The sequence below is a fragment of the Serratia sp. TSA_105.2 genome (assembly GCF_052692115.1).
The window spans coordinates 206,251-221,332 of the sequence record NZ_JBQZFT010000003.1 but is presented as its reverse complement, the minus strand read 5'-3'; the positions used below and the strand labels follow the sequence as shown (position 1 = coordinate 221,332).

At 59.7% G+C, this 15,082-nt stretch carries 12 protein-coding genes; 6 read left to right on the top strand and 6 right to left on the bottom strand.

The genetic code is table 11. The features are described from left to right. The first annotated feature begins 338 nt into the window (after positions 1 to 338). The 3 genes from nrdA to yfaE all read left to right on the top strand — a co-directional run bounded on the left by nrdA (position 339) and on the right by yfaE (position 4,089). Positions 339 to 2,627 (top strand): class 1a ribonucleoside-diphosphate reductase subunit alpha, encoded by a 2,289-nt coding sequence (nrdA, locus tag ACUTSC_RS12155; RefSeq protein WP_197768151.1) that lies wholly within the window; start codon positions 339 to 341, stop codon positions 2,625 to 2,627. Between the two features lie 67 nt (positions 2,628 to 2,694). Beyond that, positions 2,695 to 3,825: a class Ia ribonucleoside-diphosphate reductase subunit beta gene (gene nrdB, locus ACUTSC_RS12150; protein ID WP_443006793.1), complete on the top strand. Its 1,131-nt coding sequence runs from the start codon at positions 2,695 to 2,697 to the stop codon at positions 3,823 to 3,825. 3 nt (positions 3,826 to 3,828) lie between these two features. Further along, positions 3,829 to 4,089, top strand: a complete 261-nt coding sequence (yfaE, locus tag ACUTSC_RS12145) for a class I ribonucleotide reductase maintenance protein YfaE (RefSeq protein ID WP_025303642.1) — start codon at positions 3,829 to 3,831, stop codon at positions 4,087 to 4,089. 59 nt (positions 4,090 to 4,148) lie between these two features. Here the strand turns inward: yfaE and ACUTSC_RS12140 are convergent, their stop codons facing one another. Further along, a complete protein-coding gene (locus ACUTSC_RS12140) occupies positions 4,149 to 4,301 on the bottom strand; it encodes a Hok/Gef family protein (protein ID WP_004935921.1) in 153 nt (50 codons plus the stop codon). Positions 4,302 to 4,532: 231 nt separating this feature from the next. After that, positions 4,533 to 5,354: an AraC family transcriptional regulator gene (locus tag ACUTSC_RS12135; protein WP_197768153.1), complete on the bottom strand. Its 822-nt coding sequence runs from the start codon at positions 5,352 to 5,354 to the stop codon at positions 4,533 to 4,535. A 116-nt stretch (positions 5,355 to 5,470) separates the two neighbouring features. On the opposite strand from ACUTSC_RS12135, the gene ACUTSC_RS12130 reads away from it, so the two are divergent. Next, a complete protein-coding gene (locus ACUTSC_RS12130; RefSeq protein WP_443006794.1) occupies positions 5,471 to 6,679 on the top strand; it encodes an FAD-dependent oxidoreductase in 1,209 nt (402 codons plus the stop codon). Between the two features lie 3 nt (positions 6,680 to 6,682). Here ACUTSC_RS12130 and ACUTSC_RS12125 read toward each other — a convergent pair whose 3' ends face one another. Then, a complete protein-coding gene (locus tag ACUTSC_RS12125; RefSeq protein ID WP_197768154.1) occupies positions 6,683 to 7,879 on the bottom strand; it encodes a nicotinamide mononucleotide deamidase-related protein YfaY in 1,197 nt (398 codons plus the stop codon). A 245-nt stretch (positions 7,880 to 8,124) separates the two neighbouring features. Here ACUTSC_RS12125 and tyrP point away from each other — a divergent pair, with 245 nt between their 5' ends. Then, complete coding sequence (gene tyrP / locus ACUTSC_RS12120; protein ID WP_197768155.1) at positions 8,125 to 9,333, top strand: tyrosine transporter TyrP; 1,209 nt, start codon at positions 8,125 to 8,127, stop codon at positions 9,331 to 9,333. A 34-nt stretch (positions 9,334 to 9,367) separates the two neighbouring features. Here tyrP and ACUTSC_RS12115 read toward each other — a convergent pair whose 3' ends face one another. The 3 genes from ACUTSC_RS12115 to ACUTSC_RS12105 all read right to left on the bottom strand — a co-directional run bounded on the left by ACUTSC_RS12115 (position 9,368) and on the right by ACUTSC_RS12105 (position 13,288). Beyond that, positions 9,368 to 10,363 (bottom strand): ABC transporter substrate-binding protein, encoded by a 996-nt coding sequence (locus ACUTSC_RS12115; protein ID WP_197768234.1) that lies wholly within the window; start codon positions 10,361 to 10,363, stop codon positions 9,368 to 9,370. A 7-nt stretch (positions 10,364 to 10,370) separates the two neighbouring features. Further along, positions 10,371 to 12,548 (bottom strand): TonB-dependent receptor, encoded by a 2,178-nt coding sequence (locus ACUTSC_RS12110; protein ID WP_445653347.1) that lies wholly within the window; start codon positions 12,546 to 12,548, stop codon positions 10,371 to 10,373. A 200-nt stretch (positions 12,549 to 12,748) separates the two neighbouring features. Beyond that, positions 12,749 to 13,288 (bottom strand): YfaZ family outer membrane protein, encoded by a 540-nt coding sequence (locus tag ACUTSC_RS12105; RefSeq protein WP_060439378.1) that lies wholly within the window; start codon positions 13,286 to 13,288, stop codon positions 12,749 to 12,751. 338 nt (positions 13,289 to 13,626) lie between these two features. Here ACUTSC_RS12105 and katA point away from each other — a divergent pair, with 338 nt between their 5' ends. Beyond that, positions 13,627 to 15,063, top strand: a complete 1,437-nt coding sequence (gene katA / locus ACUTSC_RS12100) for a catalase KatA (protein ID WP_197768157.1) — start codon at positions 13,627 to 13,629, stop codon at positions 15,061 to 15,063. Positions 15,064 to 15,082: the final 19 nt, after the last annotated feature.

Genomic DNA, 15,082 nt, shown 5'->3' with positions numbered 1-15,082 from the left:
TAAACAGTTTTTTAGAATATTAAATCAGATCAATATGCCGTTTTTTTCTAACGTTTAATAAAGCGCCAAACGATCGGTTTTTTCAGTTTTTCAGTAAAATCTGATCGCGCTTATTGACAAGCTTGTCGCGCCAGTCACGGCGCGCACTGCGAACGGCAAGTTACATTTCACCCCCAAGTTATCCACAAATTAGGCCGGTTTTGTTCACTTGCAAACGCCGTTTTTTCTCACTATCTTGTTACCTCACCGACATACAACCCCTATATATAGTGTTTACATACTGAGCAGAGCGACTACACTTCTGCTTAGGGGCACCATACGGACAGGTAAAACACCACATGAACCAAAGTCTGCTTGTAACTAAACGCGATGGCCGTAAAGAGCGCATCAATCTCGACAAAATCCACCGGGTCATCGATTGGGCCGCAGAGGGATTACACAACGTCTCGGTTTCTCAAGTAGAGTTGCGTTCACACATTCAGTTTTATGACGGCATCAAAACCGCCGACATTCACGAAACCATCATCAAGGCCGCAGCCGACCTGATCTCCCGCGATGCGCCGGACTATCAGTACCTGGCCGCTCGCCTGGCGATCTTCCACCTGCGCAAAAAGGCTTATGGCCAGTTCGAGCCGCCGAAGCTGCACGCCCACGTCACTCGCATGGTCGAGATGGGCAAATACGATAAGCATCTGCTGGAAGACTACAGCGCTGAAGAGTTCGAGCAGATGGATTCCTTTATCGATCATTGGCGCGACATGAACTTCTCCTATGCCGCCGTCAAGCAGCTGGAAGGCAAGTATCTGGTGCAGAACCGCGTCAGCGGCGAGATCTACGAAAGCGCCCAGTTCCTGTACTTGCTGGTGTCCGCGTGCCTGTTCTCCAACTACCCGCGTGAAACCCGTCTGGATTACGTCAAACGCTTCTACGACGCGATTTCCACCTTCAAGATTTCACTGCCTACGCCGATCATGTCCGGCGTGCGCACCCCAACCCGTCAGTTCAGCTCCTGCGTGCTGATCGAGTGCGGCGACAGCCTGGACTCCATCAACGCCACCTCCAGCGCCATTGTGAAATACGTTTCGCAGCGCGCCGGCATCGGCATCAACGCCGGCCGCATCCGCGCGCTGGGCAGCCCGATCCGTGGCGGTGAAGCCTTCCATACCGGCTGTATCCCGTTCTACAAACACTTCCAGACCGCCGTCAAATCCTGCTCGCAGGGCGGCGTGCGCGGTGGCGCGGCAACGCTGTTCTACCCGATGTGGCACCTGGAAGTGGAAAGCCTGCTGGTGTTGAAAAACAACCGCGGCGTTGAAGGCAACCGCGTGCGTCACATGGACTACGGCGTGCAGTTGAACCGCCTGATGTACCAGCGTCTGATCAAGGGCGAAGACATCACCCTGTTCAGCCCGTCCGACGTGCCGGGGCTGTATGACGCGTTCTTCGCCGATCAGGACGAATTCGAACGCCTGTATACCCAGTACGAGAAAGACGACAGCATTCGCCAGAAGCGCGTGAAAGCGGTTGAGCTGTTCTCGCTGATGATGCAAGAGCGCGCCTCTACCGGCCGCATCTACATCCAGAACGTCGACCACTGCAACACCCACAGCCCGTTCGATCCGCAGATCGCGCCGGTGCGTCAGTCCAACCTGTGCCTGGAAATCGCGCTGCCAACCAAGCCGCTGGAAGACGTCAACGACGAAAACGGCGAGATTGCGCTGTGCACCCTGTCCGCCTTCAACCTGGGCGCGATCGACAGCCTGGACGATCTGGAGGAGCTGGCGACCCTGGCGGTGCGTTCACTCGACGCCCTGCTGGATTATCAGGATTATCCGATCAAGGCTGCGCACCGTGGCGCGATGGGTCGCCGCACCCTGGGCATCGGCGTCATCAACTTCGCCTATTACCTGGCGAAGAACGGCGTGCGCTACTCCGACGGCAGCGCCAACAACCTGACGCACAAAACGTTCGAAGCCATTCAGTACTACCTGCTGAAAGCCTCCAACCGTCTGGCTCAGGAACAAGGCGCTTGCCCGTGGTTCAAAGAAACCACCTATTCGCAGGGCATCCTGCCGATCGACACCTACAAGAAAGATTTGGATGCGATCTGCAACGAGCCGCTGCACTACGACTGGGAAACCCTGCGTAAAGAGATCCAGGAAACCGGCCTGCGCAACTCGACCCTGTCTGCGCTGATGCCGTCGGAAACCTCTTCGCAGATTTCCAACGCCACCAACGGCATCGAGCCGCCGCGCGGCCACATCAGCATCAAGGCGTCGAAAGACGGCATCCTGCGCCAGGTGGTGCCGGAGTATGAGCGTCTGAAAGACAACTACGAGCTGCTGTGGGAAATGCCGAGCAACGACGGCTATCTGCAGCTGGTGGGGCTGATGCAGAAATTCATCGACCAGTCGATTTCGGCCAACACCAACTACGATCCGACCCGCTTCCCGGGCGGCAAGGTGCCGATGAAGCAGTTGTTGAAAGACCTGCTCACCACCTACAAGTTCGGCGTGAAAACGCTGTACTACCAAAACACCCGCGACGGTGCGGAAGACGCCCAGGAAGATTTGCAGCCTGCCAAGGCCGGCGATGACGACTGCGAAAGCGGCGCCTGCAAGATCTAAAGTTTGACCTAGCGGGCCGGAATTTTCCGGCCCCTTCATTTAGCCACGTTACGATGGATTCAGGCTTATGGCTTACACCACTTTTTCTCAGACCAAAAACGACCAGCTGCAAGAGCCGATGTTCTTCGGCCAGTCGGTAAACGTTGCGCGTTTCGACCAGCAAAAGCATGAAATCTTCGAAAAGCTGATCGAAAAACAGCTCTCCTTCTTCTGGCGCCCGGAAGAAGTTGACGTCTCCCGCGATCGCATCGATTACCAGGCGCTGCCGGAGCACGAGAAGCACATCTTCATCAGCAACCTGAAGTACCAGACGCTGCTGGACTCCATCCAGGGCCGCAGCCCGAACGTCGCGCTGCTGCCGCTGATCTCGATCCCTGAACTGGAAACCTGGGTGGAAACCTGGTCGTTCTCCGAGACCATCCACTCCCGTTCTTACACCCATATCATCCGCAATATCGTCAACGATCCGGCGCTGGTGTTCGACGATATCGTCACCAACGAAGAGATCAAAAAGCGCGCGAAAGACATTTCCGGTTACTACGACGACCTGATCGAGATGACCAGCTACTATCACCTGCTGGGTGAAGGCACCCACCAGGTGAACGGTAAAACCGTCACCGTCAATCTGCGCGCGCTGAAAAAGCAGCTGTACCTGTGCCTGATGAGCGTGAACGCGCTGGAAGCGATCCGCTTCTACGTCAGCTTTGCCTGCTCCTTCGCATTCGCCGAGCGCGAACTGATGGAAGGCAACGCCAAGATCATCAAGCTGATCGCCCGCGACGAAGCGCTGCACCTGACCGGTACCCAGCACATGCTGAACCTGATGCGTTCCGGCGCCGACGATCCGGAAATGGCGGAGATCGCCGAGGAATGCCAACAGCAGTGCTACGATCTGTTCGTGCTGGCTGCCCAGCAGGAAAAAGAGTGGGCGGAATACCTGTTCCGCGACGGCTCGATGATCGGCCTGAACAGAGACATTCTGTGCCAGTATGTGGAATACATCACCAACATCCGCATGCAGGCGGTCGGCCTCGGCCTGCCGTTCGAAACCCGCTCCAACCCGATCCCGTGGATCAATGCCTGGCTGGTGTCCGACAACGTGCAGGTGGCGCCGCAGGAAGTGGAGGTGAGCTCCTACCTGGTTGGCCAGATCGACTCGGAGATCAACGCCGACGACCTGAGCGACTTCGAACTGTAAGCGATGGCGACACCAATCGTAACGCTGCGCGCCGCCGGCACGCAGCTCTCCTGCCCCAACAGTGAAAACTGCCTGCTCGACGTGCTGGAACTGCACGACGTGCAGGTGGAGTACCAGTGCCGATCCGGCTATTGCGGTGCCTGCCGCCTGAAGCTGGTGAAAGGCGAAGTGACCTACCGCCAGCAGCCGCTGGCGTTTATCAACGCCGGCGAGATCCTGCCCTGCTGCTGCATGCCGCTGACGGATATCGAGCTGGAAATGTAAAGTCGGGTGCCGGAAACCGCGCCTGGAGACCAGAAGGCGGGGTTGCCCCCGCCCTATGATTACCGCTTCACCTCACACGCCAACCTGATCAGGATAGTGATATTTTCCTGGTAGATTTTTAGCTCGCACAGCGAGTCTCTTATCATCCAGATAAATAACAAAACCGTAATACATACAACGGTTAGCGAGTGAAACACATGCCTTAAGCGCATGCTTGCCTCCTTGCTGTGAAGGGGCTACCATACCGGTGTCTAGGCGGTATGTGCAGCCCCATTCTGATTGAGAGTCAGTCTGGGGCTTTCATCTATCCGCCTTGTCACACAATGCCCAAGACGAACAGTCTCAAGCACCCGCCAAAAGAGTAACAGTATTCCCTCGTCGCGAATATCCCCTATAACCTTATGATTAATTAGGAATATATAACTATCCTCAAAGTATTTCGCTTAGCGCCCCTTGCCTGCCGATGCGGAAAAATAACGTGCCGGAGAATCGCCAAAGGCTTTGCGAAACATGGCGATAAAATTACTCGGCGAGGCATACCCCAGCGTTTCCGCGATCTGCAGCACCGTCTCGCCTTCGGCCAGCTTCGCTAACGCATACGACAACCGGGCCTGCTGGCGCCACTGGGCAAAACTCAACCCCGTCTCGCCGATCATCAGCCGCCGCAGGGTACGCGGCGACATCGCCCCCCATTCAGCCCACGCCTCCAGCGAACGCTCGCTCCCCGGCTGCGCCAGCAAGGCCTGCAGAACGCCGGCCAGGCGCGGATGGGACGACATCGGCAAATGCAGTGGTTCCGTCGGCGCCAAACGTATCTCGTCCCGCATCACCTGTGCCATGCGATCCTGCTCCAGGGTGAGCGCGCTGCGCTTGTCCCAGCCTTCTGCTCGCTGAGCCAGCGCCTGCAGCACGGCGCTAATGCCGATGACGCAGGGTACATTCGACAGATCGTTGCAGGCCTCCGGCGCCAGCAGCAAACTCCAGCCGCTCAGCGCGCCGCAGACCTGCACCCGGTGCTGCGTCGCCGGTGGGATCCACCCCGCCCGCTGCGGCGGCAGCACCCAATCGCCGTGCGCCGTGCGTACATGCAGCAAGCCGCTTTCGACGCACAGCAGCTGCCCGCGCACATGCTGATGCCAGTCGTATTCGCGCGTGCCCAACCGATACTCCCGGCCTGCCGCGTCGCGGCCGCCAAGGGCGATCAGCCAGGGGCCCGCCTGCCATTCGCTGCAGTCAGCGTCGGCGAAGTGAGGGTTATCGTTCATATTGGCCACTTATCACTATTTTTAGTCAAGATACCGTTATATCAACCTTTTCCTGCGCCGACATAATGAAATGCTTCCGGCCGCTCCCGTTTGTGGCCACTGACTCACGAGGGAACATGATGACAACACTCTGCATTGGCATTATCGGCGCCGGACCCGGCGGTCTGTGTCTGGCTCAGGGGCTGCGCCGCTTCGGCATCCACGCCACGGTGTTTGAACGCGACACCACACCGCAAGCGCGCGATCAGGGCTACCGGCTGCGCATCGATCCGACGGGCCAGCAGGCACTGGCCGCCTGTCTGCCGCCGGCGCACTTCCGGTTGCTCTGCGCCAGCAGCGCGCAAAACAGCGGCGAGAGCAATCTATGGGATCCGCAGCTTGCCCCGCTCAACGCCCGACGCCCCGAGCACTGGCTGCCCTCCAGCCCGCAGCAGGCGCAGGAACCGAGCGGCGATCTCGGCGTTCATCGGCAAACGCTGCGCGAAATCCTGCTCGCCGGTCTGCAAGATCGGGTGCGCTTCGGCTATACCCTGCGTGAGTTTGCACAAACGTCACAGGGTGTGGAACTTCAGTTCGCCAACGGCGAGCAAGTACAGGTCGATGTGCTGATCGCCGCCGACGGCGTTAACTCGCTGGTGCGGCGGCGCTGCCTGCCCGAGGCGGGGCCCGAAGACAGCGGCGCGGTCACCCTCTACGGCAAAACGCCGCTCGATGCAGCGACCCGTGCCCAATTGGCCCCCGAATTGCTGCGCGGCGTGTCGGTCGTCTTCGCCGACGGCTTGTCGCTGGTGATTGAACCGATGCGCTTTCAGGCGCCCATGGCGCAGCTGGCAGCCGACTATGCGCCGGACTGCCCCCTCACGCCGGTCGACGACTATCTCTATTGGGCCTGTATCGGAACGGCTGAACGGCTCGGCGGGCCGGCGCGGGCGGAGGGAAGCGTTGCGCTGCAGGCGCGCGTAAGGCATATCTCGCAGGGATGGGCCCCCGCTTTGCAAACGGCGTTAGCGCTGGCGGATCCCCTGTCGCTCAGCGTGCGGGCGGTGCAGGTCACGAAGGCGATGCCGGTGTGGCACAGCGAACGCATCGCCTTTCTCGGCGACGCCGTGCACGCCATGAGCCCGGCGGGCGGGCTAGGCGCCAACACCGCGTTGGCGGACGCCGCCAGCCTGGCGACGCATCTGGCGCAGGCCGGCAGCGCCGCGCAGGCACTCAAGGACTATGGTGCAGATCTGCAAACGCGGGGCGTGGCGGCGATACGCCTTTCACGCCTGGCGTCCGAACGGCTGCAGCAAAACCGTGACGCCGGCGACTCAGCGTCATGACCGTCACTCGATAATTTCCACCACCTCCAGCCAGGCGTTTTTACCGCACGCCTGGCCCCCATTCAGCCAGCGGCGCAGCATATCCAGCGCCAGCATCGCCACCGACTCCTGCCGCAGCCGCAGGCCGTGGCGCGACGCCCGATAACGCACCGTCTGGCCAATACCGCCGCGCGGCGTATGCAGTGCAATGCTCACCTGCTCGTCGCGCATGGCGCTGACCGCCAACGCCAACGGCGCACCGGTCAATTCCGCCAGCGAACGGGCGCGCGCCAGCGTCGTTTCCAGCGTTTCGATACAGTGCGCCGGCAGCAGCTCGCCCCCCGCCAGCGGCGCCCCTTCGCTCTGCAGCTGCAGATTGATCAACCCGGCGCTGAATTGCTCGCTCAACGCCAGCTTCAACCCTTGCTGATTCAGACGCTGCGTCAGCGTCGCCGGCAACCCGGCGGTGCCTTCAAAGATGCAGTTGTCCCCCGCCACCTCGCGCACGCGCCGCCAGGCCTGCTCCATTTCCACACGCCGGCTTTCCGACCCGGTTAGCTTCAGCTCGATAATCGGGCTGGATGAGCGGTAGCCCAGCACCACTTCCGGCGGCAGCGGCATGCCATCCAGCTCGGCGGCCAGATCGCTCTCGGAGGTGCCGAAGGTGGTCAAGCGCAGGCACAGCGGCGGCGCCGGCAAGGTGAAGCGCTGGCGCAGGCGCGGCACGATCTGCTGTTCGACCATCACTTTGAATTCCGACGGCACGCCGGGGGTGAAGAACATCTGACATTTGTTCAGCTGCAGCGCAAACCCACAGGCAGTGCCTACCGGGTTATCCAGCATTTCCGCGTTGGCCGGGATCTGCGCCTGCTTGCGGTTGGAAGGGGCCATCGGCCGCCCGCGCTCGGCGAAATAGGCTTCCATGCGCGCCAGCCAGTCGGCCCGTTCGACCAGCTCTACGCCACAGGCTTTCGCGGCGGCCAGCGCGCTGAGATCGTCGCTGGTCGGCCCCAGGCCGCCGTTGACGATCAGCACATCGGCGATATGGCTTCGTTCCTGCAGGATCTCGATCAACGCAGAGAGGCTGTCCCCGACCGTTTCACGCCCGCTCATCGGCACCCCCTGCTGGAACAGGTAGTCCGCCAGCCAAGCGGCGTTGGTATCAATAATTTGCCCGTGCAGCACCTCATCGCCGGTGCTGAGCATCTCCACCCTTAACATTGATCTCTCCCACATTTTTTGGTCATTCCACTATAGAAGCCCGTAAATAACTTTTCACTAGCCGCCTGCGGATAATTTCAGCCATAGGCCCGTTCCTCATGCGCCATGCAGCCCGCCGCAATGTAAATATTACTGTACATCATGCGTAACGTCGGTTTGACACAAATTAGGGCTTCCACTATCCTGCCATCCTCATAAATCGTTACCTATAATTTTCAAAATCTTTCGGCTGGTAGAGAAAAAACGTGAAGAATCGCACTCTTGGCAGTGTTTTTATCGTGGCGGGCACCACCATTGGCGCCGGAATGCTGGCGATGCCGCTGGCGGCAGCCGGCGTCGGCTTCGGCGTCACGCTGGCCTTACTGGTCGGGCTGTGGCTGTTGATGTGTTACACCGCGCTGCTGCTGGTGGAGGTTTACCAGCATGAGCAGGCGGATACCGGTCTGGGCACGCTCGCCAAACGTTATCTCGGCGGCGGCGGCCAGTGGCTGACCAGCTTCAGCATGATGTTCCTGATGTACGCCCTCACCGCCGCCTATATCAGCGGCGCCGGCGAATTGCTCGCCACCAGCATCAGCCAATGGACGTCGCAGGACTTCCCGGTGTCGCTCGGCGTGCTGCTGTTCACCCTGGTGGCCGGCGGCGTGGTGTGCATCGGCACCCACTCGGTCGACTTGTTCAACCGCATCCTGTTCAGCGCCAAAGTGGTGTTTCTGGTGGTGATGCTTGGCCTGATGTTGCCGAATATCCACCAAACCAATCTGATGACGCTGCCGCTGGAGCAAGGCCTGGCGCTGTCGGCCATTCCGGTTATTTTCACCTCCTTCGGCTTCCACGGCAGCGTGCCGAGCATCGTCAACTACATGGGCGGCAACATTGGCAAACTGCGTTGGGTGTTTATCATCGGCAGCGCGATCCCGCTGATCGCCTATATCTTCTGGCAGTTGGCGACGCTGGGCAGCATCAGCTCCGACACCTTCGTCGGCATTCTGGCGCAGCAGGCCGGGCTGAATGGCCTGTTGCAGGCGGTGCGCGATGCGGTGGCTTCGCCGCACGTTGAACTGGCGGTGCACCTGTTCGCCGATCTGGCGCTGGCGACCTCGTTCCTCGGCGTGGCGCTCGGGCTGTTCGATTTCCTGGCCGACCTGTTCAAGCGGAAAGATAACGTGCGTGGCCGCCTGCAAACCGGCGCCATCACCTTCCTGCCGCCGCTGGCCTTTGCGCTGTTCTACCCGCGCGGCTTCGTGCTGGCGTTGGGATTCGCCGCCATCGCCCTGTCGGTGCTGGCGCTGCTGTTGCCTTCACTGCTGGTGTGGAAAACGCGCCAAAAGCATCAGGCGCAGTACCGCGTCTGGGGCGGTACGCCGGCGCTGGCATTGGTGTTTGTCTGCGGGGTGACGGTGATCGCGATTCAACTGGGCATCGCCAGCGGCATGCTGCCGGCGGTGGGGTAACGTATTCGGGGGCCGTTTCGGCCCCCGAATCTGTTCAAGCGGGTGGATTAAGAATAGCGTCAATCTGCGCCGCAGTGAGCGACAGACCGAAAAAGTCCCGATAAAAAACTTTCGTCTCTTCCCGCATGTCAATGTCGGCAAAACGCGCCGGGTACAGCGTTTTCGCCAACCATAAAAACTGCAGCGCCTCTTCGCTGGTCTCGCGACACCACCAGAACATCCCCTTGGGATTGACCACGACCCGATGCCGCAAAACGGCATCGATACCCTGCCATTGCGCAGACGTGCGTATCTCTTCGGCATCGCGCCTGTTCATCGCCACGATCACCTGCGGATTGGCGGCCACGATCTGCTCCAGCGCCACTTCGCCCGCCCCTTCTTTTTTCAGGCCAAACCACGTTTCCGCCACGTTGGCGGCGCCGGCCAGATCCATCCAATCCTGGTTAAGCGACGGCCGCCCTGAGGTGGTCAGCGGATTGCCCATGCTGTGATAAACGCGAATGCGCTGTCCTGGCGGCAAATCCTTCAGCCGCTCGGCGACGAGCGCCACATTACGAGAAAAATAGCGCTCGTAAGCCAACGCTTTTTCCTGCGCATCCGGCCCCAGCGCGGCCCCCGTTTTTAACACTCGCGCGCGCAGCGCCGCCATCGAATTGGCTTTAAACGCCAATACGCGCACCCCAGCCCGTTCGAGTAAATCCAATTGCGGCACTTTCATGCTGTCAGGCACAAACAGCAGCCGAGTGCCAAGCGCGATGATCTGTTCCGGATTCAACGCTTGCCCACTATTCACACTCACTACCGGAACGGCGTCAATGCGCGGCAGGCTTTGGCGAAACAGCGGGATCTGTTTCGCGACATTCGAGGTGCCGACGATGTTATCGCCGTAACCCAGCATCGCGATGATGGCGTTTTGCGCGGGCCACGGCGAGGCAATGCGCATTTCGCTCGCAGGCGGTGCAGCCCACAAATCGCCGTGCAACAACACGCCAACCAACAGTGCCCATGCAGACAACGATGCGATCCTCATAGCGCCCTCAGAAGTCGAACGTGACAGATGCGCGCACTTCACGGCCGTTGCCGAGAAAGGCGCTCGACGAACCGCCATTGCCATCCGTGCCCGACGGGAAAATAGAGGCCCAGTAATGTTCGTTAGTGACGTTATTGATCGCCAGCCGCCAGGTCGCAGGCACAGAATGAATCCGGGTGGCGTAGCGGACCCCCAGGTCCAGCGTGGTGTAACTGTCAGCCCAGGTGCTGTTGGTGTCGTTCGCCGCTCGCTTGCCGGTATAGTGCACGTTGGCGCTATAGACCCATTGCGGCATCGACGGCAAGCTGTACTCCACCAGCATATTGGCCTGCACCTTCGGCATACCGACCACGCGTTTGTCGCGTGTGCTGTCGGAAACCGTCTCTTTCAGTTGCGGATCGAGCAGAGTGACGCCGCCAAAAAGGCTCAGCCCGTCACCCACACGCCCAGCGGCCGTCAGCTCCAGGCCATTGTTCACCTGTTCGCCTTGCTCCTTGTACACACGGTCTTCGGCGTCAACATAAGCGAACGGCCGCTTGAGGCGGAACAGCGCGGCGCCGAGGTTCATTTCCCCGACGTCGGCTTTCAGGCCAACCTCATACTGCCGGCTGCGGTAGGGTTTGAGCGTCTGCCCTTCGTTCTTCACGCCTTCCCCCAACGGGGCCGTACCGCCTTGCTCCAACGAGTCGGCATAGCTGACATAGGCCATCAGCGCCGGGGTGATTTTGTACATCAACGCCGCATTCGGGCTCAAACCCTGCTGATTGTCTTCTTCGATTTTCTTGCCGTCAGCGCTGTAATTCCGCGTTTGCAACCAGCTCTCGCTTAAATACAGCATCGCCGACCACTGCGGATTGAATGTCAGCGTATCGCCGAACGTCACGCTCTGCTGGCTGTTCTCGCTGGATTTATAGCGCGCGCCGTTCTTGGGGATTTTTCCGTCGCCCGGCTCATGCAGCGCCGACGGATGGTACATATTGTCGATGCCCAAATCGTAGCGCCGGCTGGCCCCCTTGCCGCTGTAGATAGACCAGACGTAGCCCGTCGTAGCGAGCGCCAACTCATGCCCCACCGAACCGGTATCGACATGGCCGTTCAGCGCCAGCGTATTGCTCAACACCCGAAATCGCCCCGAGGCGCTGGAGTCACTCATCGACCGTTTGATATCGCCGCTGCCGTTGAGCAGAGTGCTGGATACCGAACGCATGGCGCGATCCGCCTGTTGCCACCCTATGCCGCCCGTGACTGACCAATCGTCATTGAAGTAATGAATCAGGCGCGTACTGAGGGTGTCGGTGGTTAAATCGTTGCCCGCCGTCTCGAGCGCCAGGTGTTTATTCTGCGGATTAGGGGCGGAGGGTAACGGAACATTCGGCCCATAGCTGAAGCCGCCGGGGTAGCCCTTTTGCAGGAACTCGTAATGGCTGGCGTCCAGTTGCAACTGCGTGCCCGGCTTGATATTCCAGTCGAACGCCACGGCCAACAGCCGTCGGCGCAGGGTACTGTCGTCAACGCTGCCTTCGCCTTCTTCGTTGAGGGCATTGATGCGATAGCCAAACGTATTGTCGTCGTCGAGATGGCCGCCGAGATCGACGTGGCCGCTAAAGGCGCTGCGGCTCTGATACCCGAGCGTCAGCTCACGTAACGGTTGCGGCGTCGGGCGTTTCGCCACAAAGTTGAACTGCCCAGCCGGGCTCGCAGGGCCATACAACGCGCCGGTCAGGCTGTTGAGCACGTCCAGCCGTTCCAGCATTTCAACGGGAAAGGCCGTGGTGGAGACAATGTTCAACCCATCCAGGCGGCTGTTCGCCACCACGCTGCCCTGCATGCCGCGGCTTTGAGGCCGCCCGACGTCCATGCCGCCGCGAGCCTGCATCTGCGTGCTCGGTGAATATTTCAGCAGTTCGGCGACGCTTTTCGCCTGCTGATTTTTGATCATCGGTTGGGTCAGGGTGGTAGAAGAATAAGGCGTCTCGATCCACGCCCTGGTGCCCAACGGCCCGAGTTCAATCTCCGGCGTTTTAAAACCGGCGCCGGATGCGCTTTCCGTCGCGGGGGATAACGCACTGCCGGTGACGGTCAACACCTCGTCACGATCGGCCTGCGCCGCAGCGGTATAAGGAAAGAGTGAGGCAAACAGCGGCATCAGCGCCGCCAGTGGATTTCGGTAAGTCATGACGTCCATATCGCTATATAAGTATTTATATTACGAATTTTACGGCATGTGCTCCCATATGGCGATGCCGATCGTCGAGTCTTTAAATTATTTAATCTTTTGCCATTCAGAGTCCGGATGGATTTCCCGTTGATGGCACAAATAAAAATCCCCCGGCCAATGACCGAGGGATTCGGAAAACGCGATGGGCCACAGCCCGTCAGCCGGCCTTAGAAGCTCAGGCCGACACCGACATAAGGGCCATCGGCCAGCGTATTGTCGCGACGCCCGTCTTTGCCTTCCATCTTCATGTAACGGTAGCCCACGTCCACGCTCAGCGGACGGAACTTCCAGCGCAGGCCGCCGCTGGCTTCGTTATAGGCTTTCACGCCGCTGGTGAAAGAGTCAGGCGCAAAGTACCCTTCGCCGTGCAGGCTGAAGTAACGGTTAATCTCCCACTCCAGGCCGCCGCCCAGCGCCACCGCCCCGCCGCTCTTCCCGTCTTTCGGGCTGAGGTACAGCGCTTTGGCACCCACGGTCGCCGTCAACGGCCCCAGCGGCACGCCGAAGTTCAGCCCCAGGCTGCCGACGTTGCCGTCGTGGTCGCTGCGCGCCCAGTTGCCGGTCAGGCCCAAGCCTGAAGAGCCGGTGCTCATGCCGACGCCCAGGTTGGTGTAGTGCTGCCCGGCCTCGCCCGACACGCTGATGGCGTTCGCCGCACCGGTCACAAACAGCAATCCTGCCGCGCACGCGACCCAAGTCTTTTTCATCATCTTTCCCTCTGGTTTGTCATCCGTACCGAATGATCGAATCAACGCATAATAATAACGTCACGAGTCTATACCAAAGCGCAATGAGTATTTAAGGGATAAAAGCGAAAAAATTCTTCAATAATCAAATAAATGTAAATATTTGCAAACAAGATTCTATATTCGTCAAGGCGATGCCAACGATAACCGAGACCTATTTGCCGCCGCTCGCCAATAGAGCTACAACTAGTAGTGGCTTTGACCAAGGTCAGGGGAAGAAGCCCCGCCAAAGGACTATGCTGATGAACGCTTAAACCGCCCGAGTCTTTACTTAACTGCACTACGATAAGGAGCAAGTGATGAGCAAGAAAGGACTGACCACCGCAGCCGGCGCCCCGGTTGTCGATAACAATAACGTGATCACCGCAGGCAAACGCGGCCCGATGCTGTTGCAGGACGTGTGGTTCCTGGAAAAACTGGCCCACTTCGACCGTGAGGTTATCCCCGAGCGCCGCATGCACGCCAAAGGATCCGGCGCCTACGGCACCTTTACCGTTACCCACGACATCACCCGCTACACACGCGCCAAGATCTTCTCCGAGGTCGGCAAACAGACCGACATGTTTATCCGCTTCTCCACCGTCGCCGGTGAGCGCGGCGCCGCCGACGCCGAGCGCGACATTCGCGGCTTCGCCATGAAGTTCTATACCGAAGAAGGCAACTGGGATTTGGTGGGCAACGATACGCCGGTGTTCTATCTGCGCGATCCGCTGAAGTTCCCCGATCTCAACCACGTGGTGAAACGCGATCCGCATACCAACCTGCGCAACCCCGTCTACAAGTGGGACTTCTTCTCCCACCTGCCGGAATCGCTGCACCAGCTGACCATTGACTTCAGCGATCGCGGCATTCCGAAATCCTACCGTCACATGCACGGTTTCGGCAGCCACACCTTCAGCTTTATCAATGCCGCCAACGAACGTTTCTGGGTGAAATTCCACTTCCGCTGCGAGCAAGGCATTGAAAACCTGATGGATGAAGAAGCGGAAGCGATCATCGCCAAGGATCGCGAAAGCTCACAGCGCGATCTGTTCGACGCGATCAAACGCGGCGACTTCCCGCGCTGGAAGCTGCAAATTCAGATCATGCCGGAACACGAAGCCTCGCAGACGCCATATAACCCGTTCGATCTGACCAAGGTGTGGCCGCACGGCGACTATCCGCTGATCGACGTCGGCTATTTCGAGCTGAACCGCAACCCCGACAACTACTTCTCAGAGGTTGAGCAGGTGGCGATGAACCCCGCCAACGTGGTGCCGGGCATCAGTTTCTCACCGGATAAAATGCTGCAGGGCCGTCTGTTCTCCTATGGCGATGCGCACCGTTATCGCCTGGGCGTCAACCACCACCAGATCCCGGTGAACGGCGCCAAATGCCCGTTCCACAACTACCATCGCGACGGCGCGATGCGCGTGGACGGCAACAGCGGCAACGGCGCCACCTACGAACCGAACAGCTTCGGCCTGTTCCAGGAGCAGCCGGACTTCAGCGAGCCGCCGCTGAGCATTGAGGGCGCGGCCGACCACTGGAATCATCGTGAAGACGACGATTACTACAGCCAGCCGCGCGCGCTGTTCAACCTGCTGAGCGCCGAAGAGCACCAGCGCATGTTCACCCGCATCGCCGGCGAACTGTCGCAGGTGCCGGAACACATCCAGCGCCGTCAGATCGAGCTGTTCACCAAGGTGCACCCGGACTACGGCGCCGGCGTCGCCAAGGTGCTGGGGCTGAAATAACCCCCTGCTGCCATCCGCT